Here is a 21,595-nt window from a genome sequence, read left to right as displayed (position 1 = left end):
CACAGTTGCTTGCGCCACAGAATGCAGAAAGGGCACCCGAGGGTACCCTTTCTTCATGCGCTGAAATCAGTTCAGCGCCGGCTTGTCACCGTTGATCGGAATCCGCTTGGCCTTGGCTTCTTCCGGCACGATGCGCAGCAGCTCGATGCTGAGCAATCCATTGGCCAGGCCCGCGCCCTTGACCTCGATGTGGTCGGCCAGGCGGAACGACAGCTTGAAGGCACGCTGGGCAATGCCCTGGTGCAGGAAGGTAACGCCTTCGCTGCTGCCGTCGCGCTTGCCGCCAGTCACCGTGAGGACGCCTTTTTCGACCTGCAGATCGAGGTCCTGCTCCTGGAAACCAGCGGCGGCCACCACGATGCGGTAGTGGTCATCACCGTGTTTTTCCACGTTGTAGGGCGGGTAGCTGCTACCGGCCTCATTACGGGCGGCGGCTTCGAACAGATCGTTGAAACGGTCGAAACCGACAGAGTTGCGGAAAAGTGGTGCGAGAGAGAAAGCGGTAGTCATGGTCATGAACTCCTGAGATTCAGCAAGTTAAGTCACTACGCGACCCGAGTTCGGCATCGCGTACTCAAGAGATATGTCCGGGCAAAAGGCTTTCAAGGGCCAACGTGAAAAAATTTACGCCAGGTTGGCTCAGGCAACACAGACTAGCGCCGCCTGCTCCTCCATCCCCAGCAAGCCGCTGATTCGCTGGCAGTCATCCTCCCGACGCAACTCGGCGAAGAGCGCCACCGCCTCGGGGTAACCGCGGGTCAGCATCGCCAGCCACTGCTTCATCCGCCCTGGGGCATAGCGCGGCGACAACTTATGCTGTGCCTGGCGCCAGAACTCGCGCAGCAGCGGCTGCAGCGCCTCCCAGCTTATCGGCTGATACTCGATACCATCCCGGGCCGCAGCGATCTGCAAGGCCAGATCCGGACGCGACACCAGCCCGCGGCCAAGCATGATGTGCTCGGCGCCGCTGACTTCGCGACAACGCCGCCAGTCGTCGACAGTCCAGATCTCGCCATTGGCGAACACCGGCACCTTGACCACATCCTGCACCCGCGCCACCCATTCCCAGTGGGCGGGCGGCTTGTAGCCCTCGACCTTGGTCCGCGCATGCACCACCAGGTGCGCCGAGCCGCCCTCGGCCAGCGCCGTGGCGCAGTCCAGGGCACCGTCGGGGCTGTCGTAGCCCAGGCGCATCTTTGCGGTCACCGGGATATGTGCCGGCACCGCCCGGCGCACTTCACGGACGATGGCATGCAACAGCTCCGGCTCCTTGAGCAGCACCGCCCCGCCCCGTGATTTGTTGACGGTCTTGGCCGGGCAACCGAAATTCAGGTCGATCACCGGCGCGCCCAGCTCGCAGGCCAGCGCTGCGTTCTCGGCCAGGCATACTGGGTCGGAGCCGAGCAATTGCACGCGCATCGGCACGCCAGCGGCGGTACGGGCGCCTTGGCGCAGCTCCGGTGCCAGCTTGTCGAACGAAGAGGCCGGCAGCAGGCGGTCGCAGACGCGGATGAACTCGGTGACGCACCAATCGATACCGCCCACACGGGTCAGGACGTCGCGCAGGATGTTGTCGACCAGCCCCTCCATGGGGGCCAGGGCAATTTGCATTTCAGGGTCTCGCCACGAAAAAGGCGGCAGTCTAGCAAACTTCCGCCAGCCGTCAGCTGCCGGTCAGCGCCGGGCCGTAGCCGTCGATGAATTCCGCCGGCATGCGCCTGGGCTTGCCGCTGGACAGCTCGATGCAGGCAAAGGTGGTCTGTGCCCGCAGCAAGGTCACGCCGTCACTCGGGCGCTTGAGCTGGAAGCGCCGGGTCATGCGCAGGCGCTGGTCCCAATCGATGATCCAGGTGGCCAGTTGCAGCTCGTCGTCCTCATAGGCGGCGGCGAGGTAGTCGATTTCATGGCGGACCACCGCCATGGCCCGGTCCAGCCGACGATACTCGGCCAGGTCCAGCCCCAGACGCTGGGAATGGCGCCAGGCGCAGCGCTCCAGCCAGGTGACGTAGACGGCGTTGTTGGCGTGGCCGAGGCCGTCGATATCCTCGCTGCCGACGCGAAGGTCGATGATGAATGGTGCCGCCAGATCCCAACTCATGCCTGCTCCTGGTTTTCAGTGAACGGGCAGAGTGTACCGGATGCTCAGGCGCTTTGCCGCGCCCGCTCGGTGGAGCGTGCGAGCAGCTCGATCACTGCCTGGCCCAGGCGCGGATCGGCCAGCACCCGCTGATGACCGCCCTCCTCCAGCAGCAGCAGGCGGCTGTCGAACCAGGCCTGGTGAATCAGCGGCGCCTCGCTGGCGGGCACTACGGGATCGTCCTCGGCATGCACCACCAAGCCCGGCACATCCAGTTGATAGGCACTGACATCCAGGCGCGCCACCTGGACGCCGACATCGCGCTCCACCTGGCGGATGAACGCGGCCCGCGCCCGCGCCGGCAAGCCCAGTCGCCGGGCAAAGCCACGCAGCACGCCGAGCAAACGGGCCGGAGCGGCGATGCTTACCGCCGCATCGGTGCGCAGCCCCCACTGCAGCGCCAGCAACAGGCTGGCGCCACCCATCGAGTGTCCGATCACCGCGCGCAGCGGCGGCAGTTCGGCGGCGGCCTCGAGCAAGGCGCGGGCAAACGCCACCACATGCGCCTGCTCGCCGGGCGAACGCCCGTGTGCCGGCCCTTCCAGCGACACCACGGTATGGCCGCTGTCCACCAGCCGCTCGATCAATGCCGCAAACTGGGTGGGGCGCCCTTCCCAGCCATGCATCAGCAATACCGTCGGCCCCTGCCCCCAGCGCAACGCCGACAACCCGAAGCGCAAGGTTATGCGCTCGGCCCTGGCCAGCAGCGGCAGCTCCCACGGTTTGGGCGGCAGGTTGCGCGGAGTCATGAAGGCGCGGCGCATCTTGCCGGCGACATGTTCAGGGGCCAGGTGGCCGAGGGTGCCATTGACGCCACGAATCCAGCTCAGGGTAGTCATCGCCTTGCTCCAGGGTCAGGTTGCTCAGATCACCGCCGACTTGGCGGCACGCAGTATCCGGTCGGACAACTCGCCGTCGCCCAGGGCGCGGGCCACGGCGAGGCCGCCAACCATCAGGGCGAAATCGGCGAGCGCCTTGTCGATGTCCTCGGGACGGTCGACCATTTGCGCGGTCATCAGCTCGATGTGTTCGGCCAGCACGTCACGGAAGGCGTCGGGCAGGCGCTGCATCTCGCTCAGCGCATTGGGAATCGGGCAGGCCTGCACCTCGGTATCGCGGTGCTTGCGCGACAGGTAGAAGGCCGCGACCAACGCCCGGCGCTCGGTACCGTCAAGGGCTGGATCGAGCTGGGCGAGCAAGGCACGGCGTTCGGCCAGCAACTGGCTGAAGGCTTCGAGCATGAGCTCGTCCTTGCTATCGAAGTGGGCATAGAAGCCGCCGACCGTAAGCCCCGCAGCGCCCATGACCTGGCTTACGCTCGGATCGGCCGGGCCTTGCTGGACCAGCGCGCTGCGCGCCGCATCGAGGATGCGCTGGCGGGTCTTGCTCTTCTTGTCGCTCATGGCTCACCTCTGAATATTATGATCGACATATTATGCTCATAATATTTTCTGGCAAGCGGAATCTGCGGCCATTGATCGGCACAGCTGGATTTTTTGGAAGGCAGAAAAACAAAAGGCCCATTCAATAAGCGAATGAGCCTTATAAGTCCTGCAAAACGCAGGTAAAAAATTGGCGTCCCCTAGGGGACTCGAACCCCTGTTACCGCCGTGAAAGGGCGGTGTCCTAGGCCACTAGACGAAGGGGACTTTAACCTTCGTGCCGACCCGCTGTTGCGAATCGTGGCGAATTGGTGGAGCTAAGCGGGATCGAACCGCTGACCTCCTGCATGCCATGCAGGCGCTCTCCCAGCTGAGCTATAGCCCCGAGTAAAACAAAAGACGCATCGATCTGGATGATGAGCCTTTAAACTCCCGCAAAACGCGGGTAAAAGTGGCGTCCCCTAGGGGACTCGAACCCCTGTTACCGCCGTGAAAGGGCGGTGTCCTAGGCCACTAGACGAAGGGGACGTAACCTTCGTGCCGATCCGCCTTCGCGAATCGCGGCAAAATTGGTGGAGCTAAGCGGGATCGAACCGCTGACCTCCTGCATGCCATGCAGGCGCTCTCCCAGCTGAGCTATAGCCCCGGATTTCTAGCCTCTCGGCCCAGCGACATCATGCAACATCGCTTGTGTAAAACTGGCGTCCCCTAGGGGACTCGAACCCCTGTTACCGCCGTGAAAGGGCGGTGTCCTAGGCCACTAGACGAAGGGGACGAACCTTCTTACCTTCAAGACCCGTTCTCTGGAACCGGTCTTGCCTGAGGACCTTGGCCATCAAGCGGAATTTGGTGGAGCTAAGCGGGATCGAACCGCTGACCTCCTGCATGCCATGCAGGCGCTCTCCCAGCTGAGCTATAGCCCCACAATGTCGCTTTGAACCGAAGCGCTGGCTGGGTGCCTGGCGTTTCGTTTTCGTTCATCGCTGTGGACGGGGCGCATATTAAGATCGGATTGCAAGGCTGTCAAACGAATTTTCGAAAATATTCAAAAAATTTTTCACAGATAACAATCACTTACCGCCCTGCCCTGCCCCTCTGCGAGGAGTGCGGCCAGTGGGAGCGGGCTTGTCCCGCGATGGCGGTCATGAATCCGACATCGCAATCGCGGGGCAAGCTCGCTCCCACATGGCCGGAAAAGCCTGGATCAGGCGATTTTCGCCAGCAGCTTTTCCCACTCCTTGTTTTCCTTCTTCGACACGCCGCCGAGCAGGTCGATGGCCTGGCGCAGACGGTAGCGGGTCAGGTCGGGGCCGAGGATTTCCATGGCGTCGAGCACCGACACCGAGCTGGCCTGGCCGGTGATGGCGGCGAACATCAGCGGCATGGCGTCGCGCAACTTGAGCTCCAGCGACTCGACCACGGCCTGGATGCAGGCGGTGATGCGATCCTTTTCCCACTGGCGCAGGCTTTCCAGCTTCCACAGGATCAGCTGCATCACCTGGCGCACCTGGTCGGCCGACAGTTTCTTGCTCTCGAACAGTTTGGCGTCGAGCTTCAGCGCGCCTTCGAAGAAGAAGCCACCCAGCGGGGCGACCTGGCTGAAGGTTTCGACCCGGCCCTGAACGTGCGGGGCGATCTTCATCATGTAGTCGCTGTTGAACGCCCACTTCTGCACGCGCGCGGCGAACTCTTCCACCGGCAGTTCACGCAGCCACTGGCCGTTGAGCCAGGACAGTTTCTCGATGTCGAAAATCGGCCCGCCCAGGGAGATGCGCGACAGGTCGAAGTGCTCGACCATCTCGGCCAGCGAGAACTTCTCGCGCTCGTCCGGCATCGACCAACCCATGCGGCCCAAGTAGTTGAGCATGGCTTCGGGCATGAAGCCCATGCGCTCGTAGAAGGTGACCGAGGTCGGGTTCTTGCGCTTGGACAGCTTGCTCTTGTCCGGGTTGCGCAGCAGCGGCATGTAGCACAGCTTGGGCTGCTCCCAGCCGAAGTACTCGTAAAGCTTGATCAGCTTGGGCGCCGATGGCAGCCACTCTTCACCACGCAACACATGGGTGATGCCCATCAGGTGGTCGTCGACCACGTTGGCCAGGAAGTACGTCGGCAGGCCGTCGTTCTTCATCAGCACCTGCATGTCCATGCGATCCCATGGAATCTCGACATCGCCACGCAGCATGTCCGGGACCACGCAAATGCCTTCGCTCGGCACCTTCATGCGGATCACGTGCGGCTCGCCAGCGGCCAGGCGGCGCTGCACTTCCTCGTCGCTCAGCAACAGGGCGCGGCCGTCATAGCGCGGGGTTTCGCCGCGGGCCATCTGCTCGGCACGCATCTGCTCCAGCTCTTCGGCGGTGCAGAAGCAATAGAAGGCGTGGCCGGCATCGACCAGCTCCTTGGCATACCTGGCGTAGATCTCCCCGCGCTCACTCTGACGATACGGGCCGTGCGGGCCGCCGACGTCCGGGCCTTCGTTCCATTCGATGCCGAGCCAGCGCAGTGCGTCGAAGATCTGCTGCTCCGACTCACGGGTGGAGCGCAACTGGTCGGTGTCTTCGATACGCAGGATGAACTCACCGCCGTGCTGCTTGGCGAAGCAGTAGTTGAACAGGGCGATGTAGGCGGTGCCGACATGGGGGTCGCCAGTGGGCGATGGCGCAATACGCGTGCGAACGGTGGTCATTGAGAGTCTCGAACGAAGAGAAACAAAGGCGCGATGTTAGCAGGGAGCAGGCATCGGGCTCCAGCAATGGCGCTATCGTCACTTGTGGCCTTGCCATCCAGAGCTGTTAAATTTGCTTACACTTTTCAACGAATACCCCCATGCCTAGCCCACTCAAACGTCGCTTGCTGGTCTTCATTACCCTGGTACTGCTGGTCGGCCTCGCCTTCCTGGCCCACTGGTACTTCAAGGGACGCTTCTACGAGAGTACCGACAACGCCTATGTGCAGGGCGAGATCACGCGTATCTCCAGCCAGTTGGGGGCGCGTATCGACGAGGTGCGCGTGGAGGACAATCAGCATGTGAGCAAAGGCGACGTGTTGGTGCGCCTGGAAGCCGCCGACTTCGAACTCGCCGTCGAGCGTGCCCGTGCCGCACTGGCCAGCCGCGAGGCCGAACTCGCGCAGGCGCGCAGCCGCCTGACCCAGCAAGGCAGCCTGATCGCCGCGGGCCAGGCCCAGGTGGCCGCCAACCAGGCCAACCTCGACCGCTCGCAACTTGACCTAAACCGCGCCCAGGCTCTGCGCAAACCTGGATTCGTCTCCGAAGAGCGGGTCACTACCCTGTCGGCCGAAAGCCATGTCGCCCGCTCCCAAGTGGACAAGGCCCAGGCTGACCTCAAGGGCCAACGCCAGCAGGTCGACGCCCTGGCCGCCGAGCTCAAGCGCCTCGACGCGCAGATCGCCAATGCCCACGCCGACCTGGCCCAGGCCGAGCTGAACCTGACCCGCTGCGCGATCCACGCGCCGATCAGCGGCACCATCGGCCAGCGCAACGCACGCAACGGCCAGGTGGTGCAGGCCGGCGCCTACCTGATGTCGATCGTCCCCGACGAGGACATCTGGGTACAGGCCAACTTCAAGGAAACCCAGATCGGCGGGATGCACCCCGGCCAACGCGCCGAGCTGGTATTCGACAGCTACCCCGACACCCCGATCGAAGGCCGGGTCGACAGCCTGTTCGCCGCCTCCGGCGCGCAGTTCAGCCTGCTGCCGCCGGACAACGCCACCGGCAACTTCACCAAGGTCGTGCAGCGCCTGCCGGTCAAGCTGACCGTCGCCGCGGACAACCCGCTGCACGGTCGCATCCGCCCAGGCATGTCGGTGACCGTCACCGTCGACCTGCGCGGCGAAGACGACGACCAGCATGGCCGGTGACGCGCTGTTACGCCCGACCGCCGAGCCGACCCGGCGCGACTGGATCGCGGTGATGAGCGTGATGCTCGGTGCCTTCATGGCGGTGCTGGACATCCAGATCACCAATTCCTCGCTCAAGGACATCCAGGGCGCGCTGTCGGCGACCCTGGAGGAAGGCTCGTGGATCTCCACCTCCTACCTGGTGGCCGAGATCATCATGATCCCGCTGACCGCCTGGCTGGTGCAGCTGCTTTCGGCCCGACGCCTGGCGGTTTGGGTATCGCTGGGCTTCCTGGTGTCGTCGCTGTTGTGCTCGATGGCCTGGAACCTGGAAAGCATGATTGTGTTCCGCGCCCTGCAGGGCTTTACCGGCGGCGCGCTGATCCCGCTGGCCTTCACCCTGACGCTCATCAAGCTACCGGAGCACCACCGCGCCAAGGGCATGGCCATGTTCGCCATGACCGCCACCTTCGCCCCATCCATCGGCCCGGCCCTGGGCGGCTGGCTGACCGAGAACTGGGGCTGGGAATACATCTTCTACATCAACATCCCGCCGGGGCTGCTGATGATCGCCGGGCTGCTCTATGGGCTGGAAAAGAAGGAAGCGCACTGGGAACTGCTCAAGAGCACCGACTACGCTGGTATCGCCACCCTCGGCCTGGGCCTGGGTTGCCTGCAGGTGTTTCTCGAGGAAGGCCATCGCAAGGACTGGCTGGAGTCGAGCCTGATCGTCAGCCTGGGCACCGTCGCCCTGCTCGCCCTTATCCTGTTCGTGATCCTCCAGTTCTCCCGGCCGCACCCGTTGATCAACCTGCGCATCCTCGGCAACCGCAACTTCGGCCTGTCGAGCATCGCCAGCCTGGGCATGGGCGTCGGCCTGTATGGCTCGATCTACCTGTTGCCGCTCTATCTGGCGCAGGTGCAGGGCTACAACGCGCTGCAGATCGGCAAAGTGATCATGTGGATGGGCATACCGCAGCTGTTCCTGATCCCTCTGGTACCGCAGCTGATGAAGGTGATCCCGCCCAAGGTGCTGTGCGCCCTGGGCTTCTGCCTGTTCGGCGCAGCCAGTTTCGGCTCCGGCGTGCTCAACCCGGACTTTGCCGGCCCGCAGTTCAACCAGATCCAGGTGATCCGCGCCCTCGGCCAGCCGATGATCATGGTGACCATCTCGCTGATTGCCACGGCTTACATCCAGCCGCAGGACGCGGGGTCGGCTTCGAGCCTGTTCAATATCCTGCGCAACCTGGGGGGTGCCATCGGCATAGCCCTGCTGGCAACGCTGCTGGATGCGAGGACCAAAGTGTATTTCGACTATTTGCGCGAGGCGGTGGTGCCGAGCAATCCGCAGGTGGCCGAACGCCTGGCGCAACTGGCTGAACGCCTGGGCAGCGACAACGCGGCACTGGGCAAGCTGTCGGAGATCACCCACCAGCAGGCCCTGATCATGGCCTACAACGATGCCTTCCATTTCGTCGGCATCGGCCTTGTGGTGAGCATGCTGGCGGTGCTGTTGACGCGCAAGCTGCCGCAGGGGTTGAAAGCTGGGGAAGCCCATTGACCCATTGGCAAGCCCGCTTCCACACCACATAACACTAACAGGCGGCAATCAGCTGGCGATCAGCCGCTCGCGCAACTGTCCGATCTCGTCGCGCAATTGCGCCGCCGCTTCGAACTCCAGGTCGCGGGCGAACTGGAACATCTTCTCTTCCAGTTGCTTGATGCGCTTGGTGATCTGCGCCGGGGTCTGCAGCTCGACCTCGTAACGCCCGGCCTCCTCCGCCGCCTTGGCCATGCCCTTGCGCTTCTTGCTGCGGGCTCCAGGCACGGTGGCGCCTTCGAGGATGTCGGTGATGTCCTTGACCACGCCCTTGGGCACGATGCCGTTGGCCTGGTTGAAAGCGACCTGCTTCTCGCGGCGCCGCTCGGTCTCATCGATGGCTCGCTGCATGGAGCCGGTGATGTTGTCGGCGTAGAGGATCGCCCTACCGTTGAGGTTACGTGCGGCACGGCCGATGGTCTGGATCAGCGAGCGTTCCGAACGCAGGAAGCCCTCCTTGTCGGCGTCAAGGATCGCGACCAGCGACACCTCGGGCATGTCCAGACCCTCGCGCAGCAGGTTGATCCCCACCAGCACGTCGAAAGTGCCGAGGCGCAGGTCGCGGATGATCTCGACCCGCTCGACGGTGTCGATGTCCGAGTGCAGGTAGCGCACCCGCACATCGTGATCGGCCAGGTAATCGGTGAGGTCCTCGGCCATGCGCTTGGTCAGCGTGGTGGCCAGCACGCGCTCGCCCAGGGCGACGCGCTTGCCGATCTCCGACAGCAAGTCGTCGACCTGGGTCAGTGCCGGACGCACCTCGACCTGCGGGTCGACCAGGCCGGTCGGCCGCACCACCTGCTCAACCACCCGCCCGGCATGCTCGGCCTCGTAGGGGCCAGGGGTGGCGGAGACGAAGATGGTCTGCGGGCTGACCGCCTCCCATTCATCGAAACGCATGGGACGGTTGTCGAGTGCCGACGGCAGGCGGAAGCCATACTCCACCAGGGTTTCCTTGCGTGAGCGGTCGCCCTTGTACATGGCGCCGACCTGCGGAACGCTGACGTGTGATTCGTCGATCACCAGCAGCGCGTCATCCGGCAGGTAATCGTAGAGCGTGGGCGGCGGCGCGCCGGCCGGGCGGCCGGAGAGGTAGCGCGAGTAGTTCTCGATGCCGTTGCAGTAGCCCAGTTCGAGGATCATCTCCAGGTCGAAACGGGTGCGCTGCTCCAGGCGCTGGGCCTCGACCAGCTTGTTGCTCGCGTGCAGGTACTCGAGGCGCTGCTTGAGCTCTTCCTTGATGCCGTCCACTGCCTCGACCAGGGTTTCCCGCGGGGTCACGTAGTGACTCTTGGGGTAGAAGGTGAAACGCGGCAGCTTGCGGATGACCTCGCCGGTGAGCGGGTCGAAAGCGGCGATGTTCTCCACTTCGTCGTCGAACAGCTCGATGCGGATGGCCTCGAGGTCTGATTCGGCCGGGAAGATGTCGATCACGTCGCCGCGCACGCGGAAGGTGGCGCGGGCGAAATCCATCTCGTTGCGGGTGTATTGCAGGTCGGCCAGGCGGCGCAACAGGGCGCGCTGGTCGAGCTTGTCGCCACGATCGACGTGCAGGACCATCTTCAGGTACGTCTCGGGGCTGCCCAGGCCGTAGATGCACGACACGGTGGTGACGATGATCGCGTCGCGTCGTTCCAGCAGCGCCTTGGTCGCCGACAGGCGCATCTGTTCGATATGGTCGTTGATCGAGGCGTCCTTCTCGATGAAGGTGTCCGACGACGGAACATAGGCTTCCGGCTGATAGTAGTCGTAATAGGAAACGAAATACTCGACGGCGTTGTTCGGGAAGAATGCCTTGAACTCGCCGTACAGCTGGGCGGCCAGGGTCTTGTTCGGCGCCAGCACCATGGTCGGGCGCTGCACCTGCTGGATGACGTTGGCGATGCTGAAGGTCTTGCCCGAGCCGGTCACCCCGAGCAGGGTCTGGTGCGAAAGGCCGGCGTCGATACCCTCGACCATCTGGCGGATGGCCTCGGGCTGATCGCCGGCCGGCTGGAAGCGGGTGACGAGCTGGAACTCGGACATGACGGACCTCGTGGATGTCGCGGCAACTGTAAATTTAGCCAGTAGTCTATACCCAAATGCGCCCCCCGGGCGCCAGATTCAAGTGCGACCCTCGCCCCTTCAAGGCAATGGACCGGGCAATTCGACCAATGGTCGAAAAATATTTGCGCAAACAGCCGGAAAAGCTGCGCCAGACTGTCGCAGTGACCGGTGGGTATCACTATACTGACTCCCCGTTTGCGCACCGCTTCAGTGCCTTCGGCTGGAGCGTGGCGACCCTATCACTCTCCTATCAGAGCCAAGGTAACAATGAGCCTGTTTTCCGCTGTCGAGCTGGCACCCCGCGACCCTATCCTGGGCCTCAACGAAGCATTCAACGCCGACCCACGCACCGACAAGGTGAACCTGGGCGTGGGCGTCTACTGCAATGAGGAAGGCCGCATCCCGCTGCTGCGCGCGGTGATCGCAGCCGAGACCGCCCGTGCCGCCCAGCACGCCTCCCGCGGCTACCTGCCGATCGACGGCATCGCCCAGTACGACCAGGCCGTGCAGAAGCTGATCTTCGGCGCCGAATCGCCGTTGCTGGCCGCAGGCCGCGTGGTCACCGTGCAGGCCGTCGGCGGTACCGGCGCGCTGAAGATCGGCGCCGATTTCCTCAAGCGCCTGCAGCCGGGCGCCGTAGTCGCCATCAGCGACCCGAGCTGGGAAAACCACCGTGCGCTGTTCGAGAGCGCCGGTTTCCCGGTACAGACCTACCGCTACTACGATGCCGCCAGCCAGGACGTCAACCGCGCCGGCATGCTCGAAGACCTGAACAGCCTGCCATCTGGTTCGGTCATCGTGCTGCACGCTTGCTGTCACAACCCGACCGGCGTCGACCTGTCGCTGGACGACTGGAAAAATGTGCTGGAAGTAGTCAAGGCAAAAGGCCACATCCCCTTCCTCGACATGGCCTACCAAGGCTTCGGTGCCGGCATCGACGAAGACGCCTTTGCCGTTCGCCTGTTCGCCGAGTCGGGCCTGGAGTTCTTCGTTTCCAGCTCGTTCTCCAAGTCGTTCTCGCTGTACGGCGAGCGTGTCGGCGCGCTGTCGATCGTCACCGCCTCGAAGGACGAGAGCACCCGCGTGCTGTCGCAGGTCAAGCGGGTTATCCGCACCACCTACTCCAACCCGCCGACCCACGGTGCCAGCATCGTCGCCGCGGTGCTCAACAGCCCCGAGCTGCGCCAGATGTGGGAAACCGAGCTGGCCGAGATGCGCGAGCGTATCCACGGCATGCGCAAGCAGATGGTCGAGCTGCTGGCCGAGTACGGCGCCAAGCGTGACTTCAGCTTCGTCGGCCGCCAGTGCGGCATGTTCTCCTACTCGGGCCTGACCGTTGAACAAGTGGCACGCCTGAAGAACGAGTTCGGCATCTACGCGCTGGACACTGGCCGCATCGCGGTCGCCGCGCTGAACCAGAGCAACATCCACGTGGTCACCAAGGCCATCGTAGAAGTGCTGTAACTGCTTGATTGTCTAGGGGAAGCTTGACTTCCCCGAGACACGCAGTAAGATACGCGCAGATTCCGCGATAGCTCAGTCGGTAGAGCAAATGACTGTTAATCATTGGGTCCCTGGTTCGAGTCCAGGTCGCGGAGCCAAACTCTGAAAACCTCCAGATGCGCATGCACTGGAGGTTTTTTATTACCTGCGATTCAGCGCTTGGGCAACGGCTCGGTCACCGGCTTGCCTTCTTCCACCAGGCTCCATACCAGCAGCTTGGCTGGGGCACTTTTACTGGCATTGCGCGAGACGCTGTGCACCGTCCCCGGAGCCTCGTACCAGAATTCGCCGGCCTTGTAGGTCTTCTCCGATTCGTCATTGAGCTTGGATGTCACCGCGCCTTCCAGCACATAGGCCATGACCGCACCCGGATGCCAGTGGCCGGGCGATGCCTCGCCAGGGGCATAGCTCACCGTGAGCATCACGGCTTTGTTGCCAGGGGAATTGGTGGGGAGCTGCTCCTGGAGGATCCTGACCTGATCGGGCTTTTCGCCATGGGCCCAGGCCAGCGATAGTGGGGCGAGCAGGCCGAGCGTCAGCAGGGCCGCGGGGAAATGGACAGAACGCATGGGGCTTCTCCTGTAGGGATCTGCCTGCAGGTTAAGCCCGGCGTCACAAAGGGCAAACGGCCAATTCGCGGAAATAGCGGGAGGCCGATTGGCCGCCCGCCAGTGGCACTCAAATAAAAATCACACCCCGCAGATACAGCGCCCCCCGCCCACTGATGATCACTCGCCCATTGCCCGGCACATCACACTGCAACTGCCCCTTGCGCGCCCCACCCTGCTCACAGCGCAAGCTGTTTTTGCCCAGCCGTTCGGCCCAATAAGGCGCCAGGGTAGTGTGGGCCGACCCGGTCACCGGATCTTCATTGACCCCCACCCTGGGCCCGAACCATCGCGTGACGAAATCGAACCCCCGCCCCGCCGCCGTCACTGCAATCCCCCGCACATCGAATGACGACAACGCCACGAAATCCGGCTTGAGCCCTTCGATCAGCGAAGCATCGTCGATCACCAATACATAATCGTCCGTCCGATACAACGCCCGGGCCTCGCTCAACCCCAACGCCTCGAGCAACCCCGGCGCAATCTCGACGGCAACCGGCTGCTTGACCGGGAAATCCATTGCCAGCAGACCATCAGCGTTGCGGCTCACCCGCAATTCCCCGCTGCGGGTATTGAAGCGCAGCACCTCAGCCTGCTCCCCCAGTTGCTCGAATAGCACCCAGGCCGCGGCCAATGTCGCATGCCCACACAGGTCGACTTCCACCGCCGGGGTGAACCAGCGCAGATCGAACGCTTCGCCATTTCGTACGAAGTACGCCGTTTCGGACAGGTTGTTTTCCTCGGCGATGCGCTGCAGAACGTCGTCGGGCAGCCACTGTTGCAGGGGAATCACCGCCGCCGGGTTACCGCCGAATGGCACGGATGAAAAGGCATCGACCTGAAAAATCTCTAGTTGCATGCAAAGGCTCCTCAAGCCCGGCGCAGCACCGGGCGGACTCGAACAAGATTCAACCGCTAACCGGAACCGTATTGCCCAGCACCCTCAACGCAGCGGGCATCGCCGGCTAATCATCGAACCCATCCCGCTCGCACCTGGCAGATGATCGCTACTGCGCGAACGCCCTGCCCAAGCCGCCCGGCACGCCACTGCTGTCGGTTTCCTGCCAAGGCCCACTGGGGCTCAGCGACCAGCTCCAGCCGTTGTTCCAGCGGTAGTAGGTGCGCTGGCGGTAGAACGTATTGGGTTGCTTCTCCAGTACATAGACCCCAAGCTTCGGATCCCAATGGCTGGCGCCACCGGGCGGCGGCGCGAAGCTTGCGGAGGTGCGCGGCATGGGCTTGGGAATCGCCGCCGGCTTGCTCGGCTGGGTGCCGGGCTGCCCGCCTGGCAATGGCTTGACCACAGGCCCCTGGTGCGGTGGCGGCGTGGTCTCGATCGGTGGCAGCGGTTCACGCTCCCCCGGCTGGTGCACCGTACACGCGGAAAGACCCAGGGCCAGGGTGATCAGGGTCAGGCGGACGGTGCTGTTCATGACGGTTGCTCTCTTACGAATCGGGGCTGTCGATGGTCAGGTGCTGGGTGGCCTGGGTGGTGGTGGCCAGTGGCGCACTCTGGCCCTTCCACTCGCCGCGAGTCGGCACGCCGGCGCGCGAGACTCGGGCAACCAGTTGGACTTCGGTGAAGTCCGACAGTTTCATCTGCGGCATCATCGCGTCGGCATCCGACAGCTCCACTTCGATCGGCAACTGCGCCACCGTCACCCGCTTGGCCGCCAGCGGCATGGGCGGGCCATTGCTGGCACGGGCGAAGATGAACACGGTGTCATCCGGGCGCACCTTGTCCTTGAGCGCCGCGCCCAGCTCGACCCGTACTTTCAGGCGCGCGGCCTCGGCGACCTTGCCGCCCCCGGCCTTGAGCTTGTCGGCGGCACGATCGATGCCACCCTGCAGCGCGGCACGAGAGGCATCACCCTCCGGCAATTGCGCCAACAGGCGCTGCCAGAAGTCGATGGCTTCCTGGAAGCGTTCGCCCTCGAACGCAGCGATGCCACGCAGGCCAAGGCTGGTGACTTCTCGTGGATCGGCTTTCAGTGCTTCATCGGTGAGCGCCTGCAGTTGCGCCGACCATTGTTTGTCGGCGGCGAAGTACAGCGCCTGGGCCCATTGCCCGAGCAGCTCGGGTTGGCGCCCGGCAAGGGCCACGGCACGCTCGAAGGCCTTGGCCGCATCAGCCGGCCGCTGCTCGGCCATGTATGCCCGGCCAAGGAAGTACAGGCCCTCGGCCGAGTCCGGCTGGGCCTGCACCGCGCGCTCCAGGCGTGTGGTCATTTCGCTCATCGACTGCGGCGCGCTGGCGAACTCCTGGGTCAACTCGACCTTGTCGGCTGCGCCGAAGTGCAGGTAGAGCCCCAGAGCCATCACCGGTACCAGCACCGCCGCCAGCAACGGAATGGCCTTGCCCAGGCGGCCCTGGCGCACCGCATCGTCGCGTTCGGTGTCAGCCAGCAGCTCGCGGGCGGCTTCGTCACGCCCCGTGGCCAATTGCCGGTCGTCAAGCACCCCGGCCGCCTGCTGGGCGGACAGTTCGGCGACGCGCTCCTCGTAGAGCGCCACATTGAGGGCGGTACGGTCTTGTTCGGCCTGCTGACGGCGGTGGCCACGCAGGATCGGCAGCAGCAGGAAAGCCAGGGCGGCGAGCAACAACAGGCCCGCGCTAAGCCAGAATTCAGTCATGGGTATGTTCTTTATCCAGCAGTTTGGCCAGACGCTCGCGTTCGTCGGCGGACAGTTCGGTGTTGCCGGCCACAGCCTGCCCGCGGCGACGGCGGACGATCACCGCCAACACCACGAAACCACCGGCCAGGAGAATCCCCGGGCCGAACCAGAGCAGCCAGGTGCGCCCGCTCAGCGCCGGTTTGTAGCGCACGAAGTCACCGTAGCGATCGACCATGAAATCGACGATCTGCTGGTTGTTCTTGCCTTCACCCAGCATGCGGAAGATCTCGCGGCGCAGGTCGGCGGCGATCGGTGCGTTGGAATCAGCGATGTCCTGGTTCTGGCACTTGGGGCAGCGCAGTTCCTTGGTCAGTTGCTGGTAGCGCTCGCGCTCGGCTTCGTCGCGGAACTGGTAGGTGTCGATGGCGGCCTTGGCCACCCCGGCCAGGCTCAGGCCAAGCACGGCAGCAGTAAGCCAGCGCTTCATGGCCTGGCCTCGTCGACCAGGCCCTGGTACAGCGGCGCCAACTGCTCGCGCCACACCGTGGCATCGACCACGCCGACATGCTTGTAGCGGATGATGCCCTTGGCGTCGATCAGGAAGGTTTCCGGCGCGCCATACACGCCCAGGTCCAGGCCCAGCGTGCCTTGCTGGTCGGCGATGTTCAGCTGGTAAGGGTTGTGGAACTCGGCCAGCCACTTCAGCGCGGCGGCGTTGTCGTCCTTGTAGTTGACCCCGTGGATTACCACGCCCTGCTCGGCCAGCTGGTTCAGGTAGGGGTGCTCGACCTTGCAGGACGGGCACCAGGTGCCCCACACGTTGACCAGCGCCGGGCGCCCGAGCAGGTCGGCCTGGGTCAGGGTGCGGTCATCCTGCACCGACGCCAGGGAGAACGCCGGGAATGGTTTGCCGATCATCGCCGAAGGCAGTTCGTCGGGCTTGAGGAACAACCCCTTGTAGAGAAAGACCGCCACCAGCAGGAACACCGCCAGGGGCACCACCATGATCCAACGCTTCATGCAGTTGCTCCAGACACGCCCAGGGCCTCACGCACCCGGGTCTTGACCTTGACGCGGTAGCGCCGGTCGAAGGCCGCCAGCAAGCCGCCCAGGCCGGTCAGCAGACCGCCCAGCCAGATCCAGCGGACATAGGGTTTGATATGCACCCGCACCGCCCAGGCGCCGTTTTCCAGCGGCTCGCCCAAGGCGACATACAGGTCGCGGGTGAAACCGGCATCGATGCCGGCCTCGGTCATCATCGACTGCTGCACGGTGTACAGGCGCTTTTCCGGGTGCAGCACGGACACTTCGCGGCCATTGCGCGAAACGCGAATAGTGCCCTTGTCAGAGATGAAGTTCGGGCCTTCGAAGTGCTTGGCGCCCTCGAACAGGAACTGGTAACCGCCCAGCTCGACGCTCTCACCCGGTGCCATGCGCAGGTCGCGCTCGGCGCTGTTGTTGCTCGACAGCACCACGCCCAGGGCGCAGACCACCAGCCCGAGGTGCGCCAGGTGCATGCCCCAATAGCTGCGGTTAAGGCCACCCAGGCCTTTGACCAGGCCCTTGTGACGGGTCTTGTCGAGGATATCGCGCACGCCAGCGAGCACCACCCATGCGGCCAGGGCGAACACGCTGAGGGCCGGCCAGTCGAAGTCATCGACGATCAACCCCGCGATCGGCGCCAGCACCGCGCTACCGATCAGCACCGGGGTCAGCATGCCGGCCAGCCACTTGCCGGGGGTGTCCTTCCAGCGCACCACCACACCGATACCCAGCACCACCATCAGCAGCGCCATCAGCGGCAGGAACAAGGCGTCGAAGTACGGCGGGCCGACCGACAACTTGGCCCCGGTCAGGGCGTCGAGCACCAGCGGGTACAGCGTGCCGAGCAGGATCATCGACGCCGCCACCACCAACACCAGGTTGTTGGCCAGCAGCAGCGTTTCACGGGACCATAAGGCAAAGCCCACCTGGCTCTTGACCACCGGGGCACGCAGGGCGAAGAGGGTCAGCGAGCCGCCGACCACGAACAGCAGGAAGAACAGGATGAAGATGCCGCGCGAAGGATCGGCGGCGAACGCGTGGACCGAGGTCAGTACACCGGAACGCACCAGGAATGTACCCAGCAGACTCAGGGAGAAGGCGGCGATGGCCAGCAGCACGGTCCAGCTCTTGAACACCCCGCGCTTTTCGGTGACCGCCAGCGAGTGGATCAGCGCCGTGCCCACCAGCCAGGGCATGAACGAGGCGTTCTCGACCGGGTCCCAGAACCACCAGCCGCCCCAGCCCAGTTCGTAGTAGGCCCACCACGAGCCGAGGGTGATACCGACGCCGAGGAAGGCCCAGGCGACGATGGTCCAGGGCCGCGACCAGCGCGCCCAGGCGGCGTCCAGACGCCCGCCGAGCAAGGCGGCGATGGCGAAGGCGAACGCCACCGAGAAGCCCACGTAGCCCATGTACAGCATCGGCGGGTGGACGATCAGGCCGAAGTCCTGCAGCAACGGGTTGAGGTCGCGACCGTCGCCCGGCACCTGCGGCAGCAGGCGCTGGAACGGGTTGGAAGTGATGATCAGGAAGCTCAGGAAGCCCACGCTGATCATGCCCATGACCGCCAGTACCCGGGCCAGCATCACCTGGGGCAACTGGCGCGAGAAGATCGACACGGCGAAGGTCCAGCCGCCGAGGATCAACGCCCACAGCAGCAGTGAGCCTTCGTGCGCGCCCCAGACGGCACTGAACTTGTAGTACCAGGGCAAGGCGCTGTTGGAGTTGCTGGCCACATAGGCGACCGAGAAGTTGTCGGTCATGAAGGCGTGGGTGAGGCAGGCAAAGGCGAAGGCCAGGAAGGCGAACTGCCCCCAGGCCGCCGGCCGCGCCAGGCCCATCCACAGGCTGTCGCCGCGCCAGGCGCCGAGCAGCGGCACGCTGGCCTGCACGACGGCGAAGCAGATGGCCAGGATCATCGCCAACTGGCCGAGCTCGGGGATCACCAGGGTCGCGTTCATGGCTTGGCCCCCGCATCGCTGGCGGCCTGGCCGCTTTCCTTCAGTGCCTTGGTGACTTCCGGCGGCATGTATTTCTCATCGTGCTTGGCCAATACCTCATCGGCCACCACCACGCCGTCGGCATTGAGCTTGCCGAGGGCGACAATGCCCTGCCCTTCGCGGAACAGGTCGGGGAGGATGCCGCGGTAGGTGATCGGTACCGACTTGCTGTAGTCGGTGACCACGAAGCGCACGTCGAGCGAATCGGCCGAGCGCTGCACCGAGCCTTTCTCGACCATGCCACCGGCGCGGATGCGGGTGTCCAGGGGCGCCTCGCCGTTGGCGATCTGCGTCGGGGTGTAGAACAGGTTGATGTTCTGCTGCAGCGCACTCAGGGCAAAGCCCACGGCGACGCCGACGCCGGCCAGCAAGCCTAGGATGATGAACAGGCGTTTCTTACGCTGCGGATTCACGGTTTGTTCTCCCGGCGCAGACGGCGCGCCTCTTCTTGCAGGTAACGACGGCGGGCCAACAGGGGCGCGGCGACATTCAACGCCAGCACCGCCAGGCAGATGCCATAGGCCGACCAGACGTACAGGCCATGGTGGCCCATGGCCAGAAAATCAGTGAAGGAGGCAAAGCTCATCGTGCCGCCTCCCGGCCAAGCTGGCTCAGCACTTCATCCTTGACCCAACTGGCCCGTGCCTCGCGCTTGAGCACTTCCAGACGCATGCGCAGCAAGAGCACGGCTCCGAAGAAGCAATAGAAGCCCAACGCGGTGATCAGCAACGGCGCCCACATTTCCACCGGCATTGCCGGCTTTTCGGTGAGCGTGAAGGTGGCGCCCTGGTGCAGGGTATTCCACCACTCCACCGAATATTTGATGATCGGGATGTTGATCACGCCGACGATCGCCAGCACTGCGCAGGCCTTGGCAGCGCTGTCGCGATTGCTGATGGCCTGACCCAGGGCAATGATGCCGAAGTACAGGAACAGCAGGATAAGCATGGACGTCAGACGCGCATCCCAGACCCACCAACTGCCCCAGGTGGGCTTGCCCCAGATTGCCCCGGTGACCAGGGCCACCGCGGTCATCCAGGCACCAATGGGCGCCGCGCACTGCAGCGCGACATCGGCCAGTTTCATCTTCCACACCAGCCCCACCACGCCTGCCACGGCGAGCATCACATAGCACGACTGCGCCAGCATGGCGGTCGGCACATGGATATAGATGATGCGGAAGCTGTTGCCCTGCTGGTAGTCCTGGGGGGCGAAGGCCAGGCCCCAGGTGATGCCGACCAGCAACAGCACGATGGCGCAAACGGTCAGCCACGGCAGCATGCGGCCGCTGATGGCATAGAACCATTTGGGGGAACCCAGCTTGTGGAACCACGTCCAGCTTATTTTCATCAGGGTACATCCAGGGTGTTGGCCGGGCTGCAATGCCCGGCACTCGTTATTCGCCGACGCTGATCTTCAGGCCGGCCGCGATCGCAAAGGGTGCCAATGTCACCGCCAGGGCCGTCAGGCTGGCGAGCCAGAGCAGATGACCGGTGGCGGGCATATTCTGCAACGCCGCCTGCAACGCACCACTGCCCAGGATCAATACAGGGATATACAACGGCAGAATCAACAATGCCAGCAGCAGGCCGCCGCGCTTGAGACCGACCGTCAGCGCCGCCCCAACCGCGCCCAGCAGGCTCAAGACCGGGGTGCCCAGCAACAAGGAGGCGAGCAGCACCGGCAGGCAACTGGGCGGCAGCCCCAGCATCAGCGCCAGCAGCGGTGCCAACAATACCAGCGCCAACCCGGAAAAGATCCAGTGCGCCAGCACCTTGGCCAGTACCAGCATGGCCAACGGATGCGGCGAAAGCACCCACTGCTCGAGCGAGCCGTCCTCGAAATCACTGCGAAACAACCCGTCGAGCGACAACAATACCGCCAGCAAGGCCGCTACCCAGACCAGTCCTGGCGACAAGGTTTGCAACAATTGTGTCTCTGGCCCTACCGCCAGCGGGAACAGGGCAACGACAATGGCGAAGAACACCAGCGGGTTGGCCAGCTCCGCCGGGCGGCGGAACAACAGCCGCGCCTCGCGGCGCAACAGCAGAAGGAATACGCTCATGCCGCCCATTGCCCCAGGTTCAGCTCGCGATAGCCGGATGGCTTGCGCTCGAGCGTATGGTGGGTGGTCAGCACCACGGTACCACCCTGCTCGCAGTGCGCCGCCAGGTGCGCTTCCAGTTGGGCCACGCCCTGCTTGTCAAGAGCGGTGAAAGGTTCGTCGAGGATCCACAGCGGCGGGCTGTCCAGGTACAGCCGGGCCAGGGCCACGCGGCGCTGCTGGCCAGCGGACAGGGTATGGCAGGGCACGTCCTCGAAACCGCGCAGGCCGACAGCCTCCAGCGCCTTCCAGATCGCCTCGCGGTTGGCCGGGCGGTGCAATGCGCAGAGCCAGGCAAGGTTCTCTTCGGCGGTGAGCAGGTCCTTGATCCCGGCGGCATGGCCGATCCACAGCAGGATGCTGGCCAGGGCATGGCGTTGTTCGGCCAACGGCTGCCCCCCCAGCAGGATCTGCCCGGCGGTGGGCTGCATCAGCCCGGCCAGCAGGCGCAGCAAGCTGGTCTTGCCGCTACCGTTGGGGCCGGCGATCTGCAGCATGTCGCCGGGGTGCAGCTCGAAGTGCAGGTGCTCGAACAGCAGCCGCCAGTCGCGCTCGCAGGCCACGCCCGCAGCTTGGAGGTGAAGGGTCACGGTATCGCCTTATGCAGTCTGTGTCTCAAGTCGCTCCAACCCCTGCCGTTATACTGGCAATGGCGAGCGAGCGGCATTATTGCACGCGCCACGGCGCTGCCAAG

The 21,595-nt window shown here is 64.3% G+C and carries 22 protein-coding genes and 7 tRNA genes; 4 read left to right on the top strand and 25 right to left on the bottom strand.

Annotation, left to right across the window (positions count from 1 at the left end):
- Positions 1–66: 66 nt before the first annotated feature.
- From C3F42_RS25765 to gltX, 12 genes are all read right to left on the bottom strand, one after another.
- Positions 67–510 (bottom strand): Hsp20 family protein, encoded by a 444-nt coding sequence (locus tag C3F42_RS25765; RefSeq protein WP_031315058.1) that lies wholly within the window; start codon positions 508–510, stop codon positions 67–69.
- A gap of 129 nt (positions 511–639) precedes the next feature.
- Positions 640–1,611, bottom strand: coding sequence for a tRNA-dihydrouridine synthase (locus tag C3F42_RS25760; protein ID WP_038706541.1), 972 nt, complete (start codon positions 1,609–1,611; stop codon positions 640–642).
- 52 nt (positions 1,612–1,663) lie between these two features.
- Entirely contained in the window at positions 1,664–2,098 is a 435-nt protein-coding gene (locus tag C3F42_RS25755; protein ID WP_023632910.1) for a thioesterase family protein, read from the bottom strand.
- Between the two features lie 44 nt (positions 2,099–2,142).
- Positions 2,143–2,976, bottom strand: coding sequence for an alpha/beta fold hydrolase (locus tag C3F42_RS25750; RefSeq protein ID WP_038706542.1), 834 nt, complete (start codon positions 2,974–2,976; stop codon positions 2,143–2,145).
- Between the two features lie 24 nt (positions 2,977–3,000).
- A complete protein-coding gene (locus C3F42_RS25745) occupies positions 3,001–3,540 on the bottom strand; it encodes a TetR/AcrR family transcriptional regulator (RefSeq protein WP_023631831.1) in 540 nt (179 codons plus the stop codon).
- 170 nt (positions 3,541–3,710) lie between these two features.
- A tRNA-Glu gene (locus C3F42_RS25740) sits at positions 3,711–3,786 on the bottom strand.
- A 42-nt stretch (positions 3,787–3,828) separates the two neighbouring features.
- Positions 3,829–3,904, bottom strand: a tRNA-Ala gene (locus C3F42_RS25735).
- Positions 3,905–3,971: 67 nt separating this feature from the next.
- Positions 3,972–4,047, bottom strand: a tRNA-Glu gene (locus tag C3F42_RS25730).
- A gap of 42 nt (positions 4,048–4,089) precedes the next feature.
- Positions 4,090–4,165, bottom strand: a tRNA-Ala gene (locus C3F42_RS25725).
- A gap of 53 nt (positions 4,166–4,218) precedes the next feature.
- Positions 4,219–4,294: transfer RNA gene (locus tag C3F42_RS25720), tRNA-Glu, on the bottom strand.
- A gap of 72 nt (positions 4,295–4,366) precedes the next feature.
- Positions 4,367–4,442, bottom strand: a tRNA-Ala gene (locus C3F42_RS25715).
- Positions 4,443–4,723: 281 nt separating this feature from the next.
- A complete protein-coding gene (gltX, locus tag C3F42_RS25710) occupies positions 4,724–6,205 on the bottom strand; it encodes a glutamate--tRNA ligase (RefSeq protein ID WP_094012468.1) in 1,482 nt (493 codons plus the stop codon).
- Between the two features lie 140 nt (positions 6,206–6,345).
- Between gltX and C3F42_RS25705 the strand changes: the two genes are divergently transcribed.
- Positions 6,346–7,401 (top strand): HlyD family secretion protein, encoded by a 1,056-nt coding sequence (locus C3F42_RS25705; protein WP_094012467.1) that lies wholly within the window; start codon positions 6,346–6,348, stop codon positions 7,399–7,401.
- A 49-nt stretch (positions 7,402–7,450) separates the two neighbouring features.
- Positions 7,451–8,941 carry an MDR family MFS transporter gene (locus C3F42_RS25700; protein WP_177182952.1) on the top strand — a complete coding sequence of 497 codons (1,491 nt, stop codon included), beginning with the start codon at positions 7,451–7,453 and terminating at the stop codon, positions 8,939–8,941.
- A 48-nt stretch (positions 8,942–8,989) separates the two neighbouring features.
- On the opposite strand, the gene uvrB is transcribed toward C3F42_RS25700, so the two are convergent.
- A complete protein-coding gene (gene uvrB / locus C3F42_RS25695; protein WP_038706544.1) occupies positions 8,990–11,005 on the bottom strand; it encodes an excinuclease ABC subunit UvrB in 2,016 nt (671 codons plus the stop codon).
- 288 nt (positions 11,006–11,293) lie between these two features.
- On the opposite strand from uvrB, the gene C3F42_RS25690 reads away from it, so the two are divergent.
- Complete coding sequence (locus C3F42_RS25690) at positions 11,294–12,490, top strand: amino acid aminotransferase (protein WP_094012465.1); 1,197 nt, start codon at positions 11,294–11,296, stop codon at positions 12,488–12,490.
- 61 nt (positions 12,491–12,551) lie between these two features.
- Positions 12,552–12,627 (top strand) — tRNA-Asn (locus C3F42_RS25685).
- A 54-nt stretch (positions 12,628–12,681) separates the two neighbouring features.
- Here C3F42_RS25685 and C3F42_RS25680 read toward each other — a convergent pair.
- From C3F42_RS25680 to ccmA, 12 genes are all read right to left on the bottom strand, one after another.
- On the bottom strand, positions 12,682–13,098 hold the full coding sequence (locus C3F42_RS25680) for a cupin domain-containing protein (protein WP_104445096.1): 417 nt from the start codon (positions 13,096–13,098) through the stop codon (positions 12,682–12,684).
- Positions 13,099–13,207: 109 nt separating this feature from the next.
- Positions 13,208–13,996: a PhzF family phenazine biosynthesis protein gene (locus tag C3F42_RS25675; protein ID WP_104445095.1), complete on the bottom strand. Its 789-nt coding sequence runs from the start codon at positions 13,994–13,996 to the stop codon at positions 13,208–13,210.
- A 148-nt stretch (positions 13,997–14,144) separates the two neighbouring features.
- Positions 14,145–14,570 carry a hypothetical protein gene (locus tag C3F42_RS25670; RefSeq protein WP_038706546.1) on the bottom strand — a complete coding sequence of 142 codons (426 nt, stop codon included), beginning with the start codon at positions 14,568–14,570 and terminating at the stop codon, positions 14,145–14,147.
- A gap of 13 nt (positions 14,571–14,583) precedes the next feature.
- Complete coding sequence (gene ccmI / locus C3F42_RS25665) at positions 14,584–15,771, bottom strand: c-type cytochrome biogenesis protein CcmI (protein WP_038706547.1); 1,188 nt, start codon at positions 15,769–15,771, stop codon at positions 14,584–14,586.
- Positions 15,764–16,240, bottom strand: coding sequence for a cytochrome c-type biogenesis protein (locus C3F42_RS25660; protein ID WP_023632294.1), 477 nt, complete (start codon positions 16,238–16,240; stop codon positions 15,764–15,766). The genes ccmI and C3F42_RS25660 overlap by 8 nt, the downstream gene beginning before the upstream one ends.
- Positions 16,237–16,773 (bottom strand): DsbE family thiol:disulfide interchange protein, encoded by a 537-nt coding sequence (locus tag C3F42_RS25655; RefSeq protein WP_023632293.1) that lies wholly within the window; start codon positions 16,771–16,773, stop codon positions 16,237–16,239. The genes C3F42_RS25660 and C3F42_RS25655 overlap by 4 nt, the downstream gene beginning before the upstream one ends.
- Entirely contained in the window at positions 16,770–18,743 is a 1,974-nt protein-coding gene (locus tag C3F42_RS25650) for a heme lyase CcmF/NrfE family subunit (protein WP_177410859.1), read from the bottom strand. Before C3F42_RS25650 ends, C3F42_RS25655 begins: the two co-directional genes overlap by 4 nt.
- 11 nt (positions 18,744–18,754) lie before the next feature.
- A complete protein-coding gene (ccmE, locus tag C3F42_RS25645; RefSeq protein WP_023632021.1) occupies positions 18,755–19,210 on the bottom strand; it encodes a cytochrome c maturation protein CcmE in 456 nt (151 codons plus the stop codon).
- Positions 19,207–19,383 carry a heme exporter protein CcmD gene (gene ccmD, locus C3F42_RS25640; RefSeq protein WP_023632020.1) on the bottom strand — a complete coding sequence of 59 codons (177 nt, stop codon included), beginning with the start codon at positions 19,381–19,383 and terminating at the stop codon, positions 19,207–19,209. Before ccmD ends, ccmE begins: the two co-directional genes overlap by 4 nt.
- Positions 19,380–20,147: a heme ABC transporter permease gene (locus tag C3F42_RS25635; RefSeq protein WP_023632019.1), complete on the bottom strand. Its 768-nt coding sequence runs from the start codon at positions 20,145–20,147 to the stop codon at positions 19,380–19,382. Before C3F42_RS25635 ends, ccmD begins: the two co-directional genes overlap by 4 nt.
- Positions 20,148–20,193: 46 nt before the next feature.
- Positions 20,194–20,862, bottom strand: a complete 669-nt coding sequence (gene ccmB / locus C3F42_RS25630) for a heme exporter protein CcmB (RefSeq protein WP_031315999.1) — start codon at positions 20,860–20,862, stop codon at positions 20,194–20,196.
- Positions 20,859–21,491: a cytochrome c biogenesis heme-transporting ATPase CcmA gene (ccmA, locus tag C3F42_RS25625; RefSeq protein WP_094012462.1), complete on the bottom strand. Its 633-nt coding sequence runs from the start codon at positions 21,489–21,491 to the stop codon at positions 20,859–20,861. The genes ccmB and ccmA overlap by 4 nt, the downstream gene beginning before the upstream one ends.
- Positions 21,492–21,595 lie beyond the last annotated feature (104 nt).

The sequence above is a fragment of the Pseudomonas sp. PONIH3 genome (assembly GCF_002934345.1).
Classification (GTDB): Bacteria; Pseudomonadota; Gammaproteobacteria; order Pseudomonadales; family Pseudomonadaceae; genus Aquipseudomonas; species Aquipseudomonas soli.
Note: the sequence above shows the minus strand (reverse complement) of the source record. Positions and strands in the feature narration are given on the sequence as shown.

Coding starts and splice junctions, on each gene's coding strand:
- C3F42_RS25765 (WP_031315058.1), bottom strand. CDS start 510: ATGACTACCGCTTTCTCTCTCGCACCACTTTTCCGCAACTCTGTCGGT.
- C3F42_RS25760 (WP_038706541.1), bottom strand. CDS start 1,611: ATGCAAATTGCCCTGGCCCCCATGGAGGGGCTGGTCGACAACATCCTG.
- C3F42_RS25755 (WP_023632910.1), bottom strand. CDS start 2,098: ATGAGTTGGGATCTGGCGGCACCATTCATCATCGACCTTCGCGTCGGC.
- C3F42_RS25750 (WP_038706542.1), bottom strand. CDS start 2,976: ATGACTACCCTGAGCTGGATTCGTGGCGTCAATGGCACCCTCGGCCAC.
- C3F42_RS25745 (WP_023631831.1), bottom strand. CDS start 3,540: ATGAGCGACAAGAAGAGCAAGACCCGCCAGCGCATCCTCGATGCGGCG.
- gltX (WP_094012468.1), bottom strand. CDS start 6,205: ATGACCACCGTTCGCACGCGTATTGCGCCATCGCCCACTGGCGACCCC.
- C3F42_RS25705 (WP_094012467.1), top strand. CDS start 6,346: ATGCCTAGCCCACTCAAACGTCGCTTGCTGGTCTTCATTACCCTGGTA.
- uvrB (WP_038706544.1), bottom strand. CDS start 11,005: ATGTCCGAGTTCCAGCTCGTCACCCGCTTCCAGCCGGCCGGCGATCAG.
- C3F42_RS25690 (WP_094012465.1), top strand. CDS start 11,294: ATGAGCCTGTTTTCCGCTGTCGAGCTGGCACCCCGCGACCCTATCCTG.
- C3F42_RS25680 (WP_104445096.1), bottom strand. CDS start 13,098: ATGCGTTCTGTCCATTTCCCCGCGGCCCTGCTGACGCTCGGCCTGCTC.
- C3F42_RS25675 (WP_104445095.1), bottom strand. CDS start 13,996: ATGCAACTAGAGATTTTTCAGGTCGATGCCTTTTCATCCGTGCCATTC.
- C3F42_RS25670 (WP_038706546.1), bottom strand. CDS start 14,570: ATGAACAGCACCGTCCGCCTGACCCTGATCACCCTGGCCCTGGGTCTT.
- ccmI (WP_038706547.1), bottom strand. CDS start 15,771: ATGACTGAATTCTGGCTTAGCGCGGGCCTGTTGTTGCTCGCCGCCCTG.
- C3F42_RS25660 (WP_023632294.1), bottom strand. CDS start 16,240: ATGAAGCGCTGGCTTACTGCTGCCGTGCTTGGCCTGAGCCTGGCCGGG.
- C3F42_RS25655 (WP_023632293.1), bottom strand. CDS start 16,773: ATGAAGCGTTGGATCATGGTGGTGCCCCTGGCGGTGTTCCTGCTGGTG.
- ccmD (WP_023632020.1), bottom strand. CDS start 19,383: ATGAGCTTTGCCTCCTTCACTGATTTTCTGGCCATGGGCCACCATGGC.
- C3F42_RS25635 (WP_023632019.1), bottom strand. CDS start 20,147: ATGAAAATAAGCTGGACGTGGTTCCACAAGCTGGGTTCCCCCAAATGG.
- ccmB (WP_031315999.1), bottom strand. CDS start 20,862: ATGAGCGTATTCCTTCTGCTGTTGCGCCGCGAGGCGCGGCTGTTGTTC.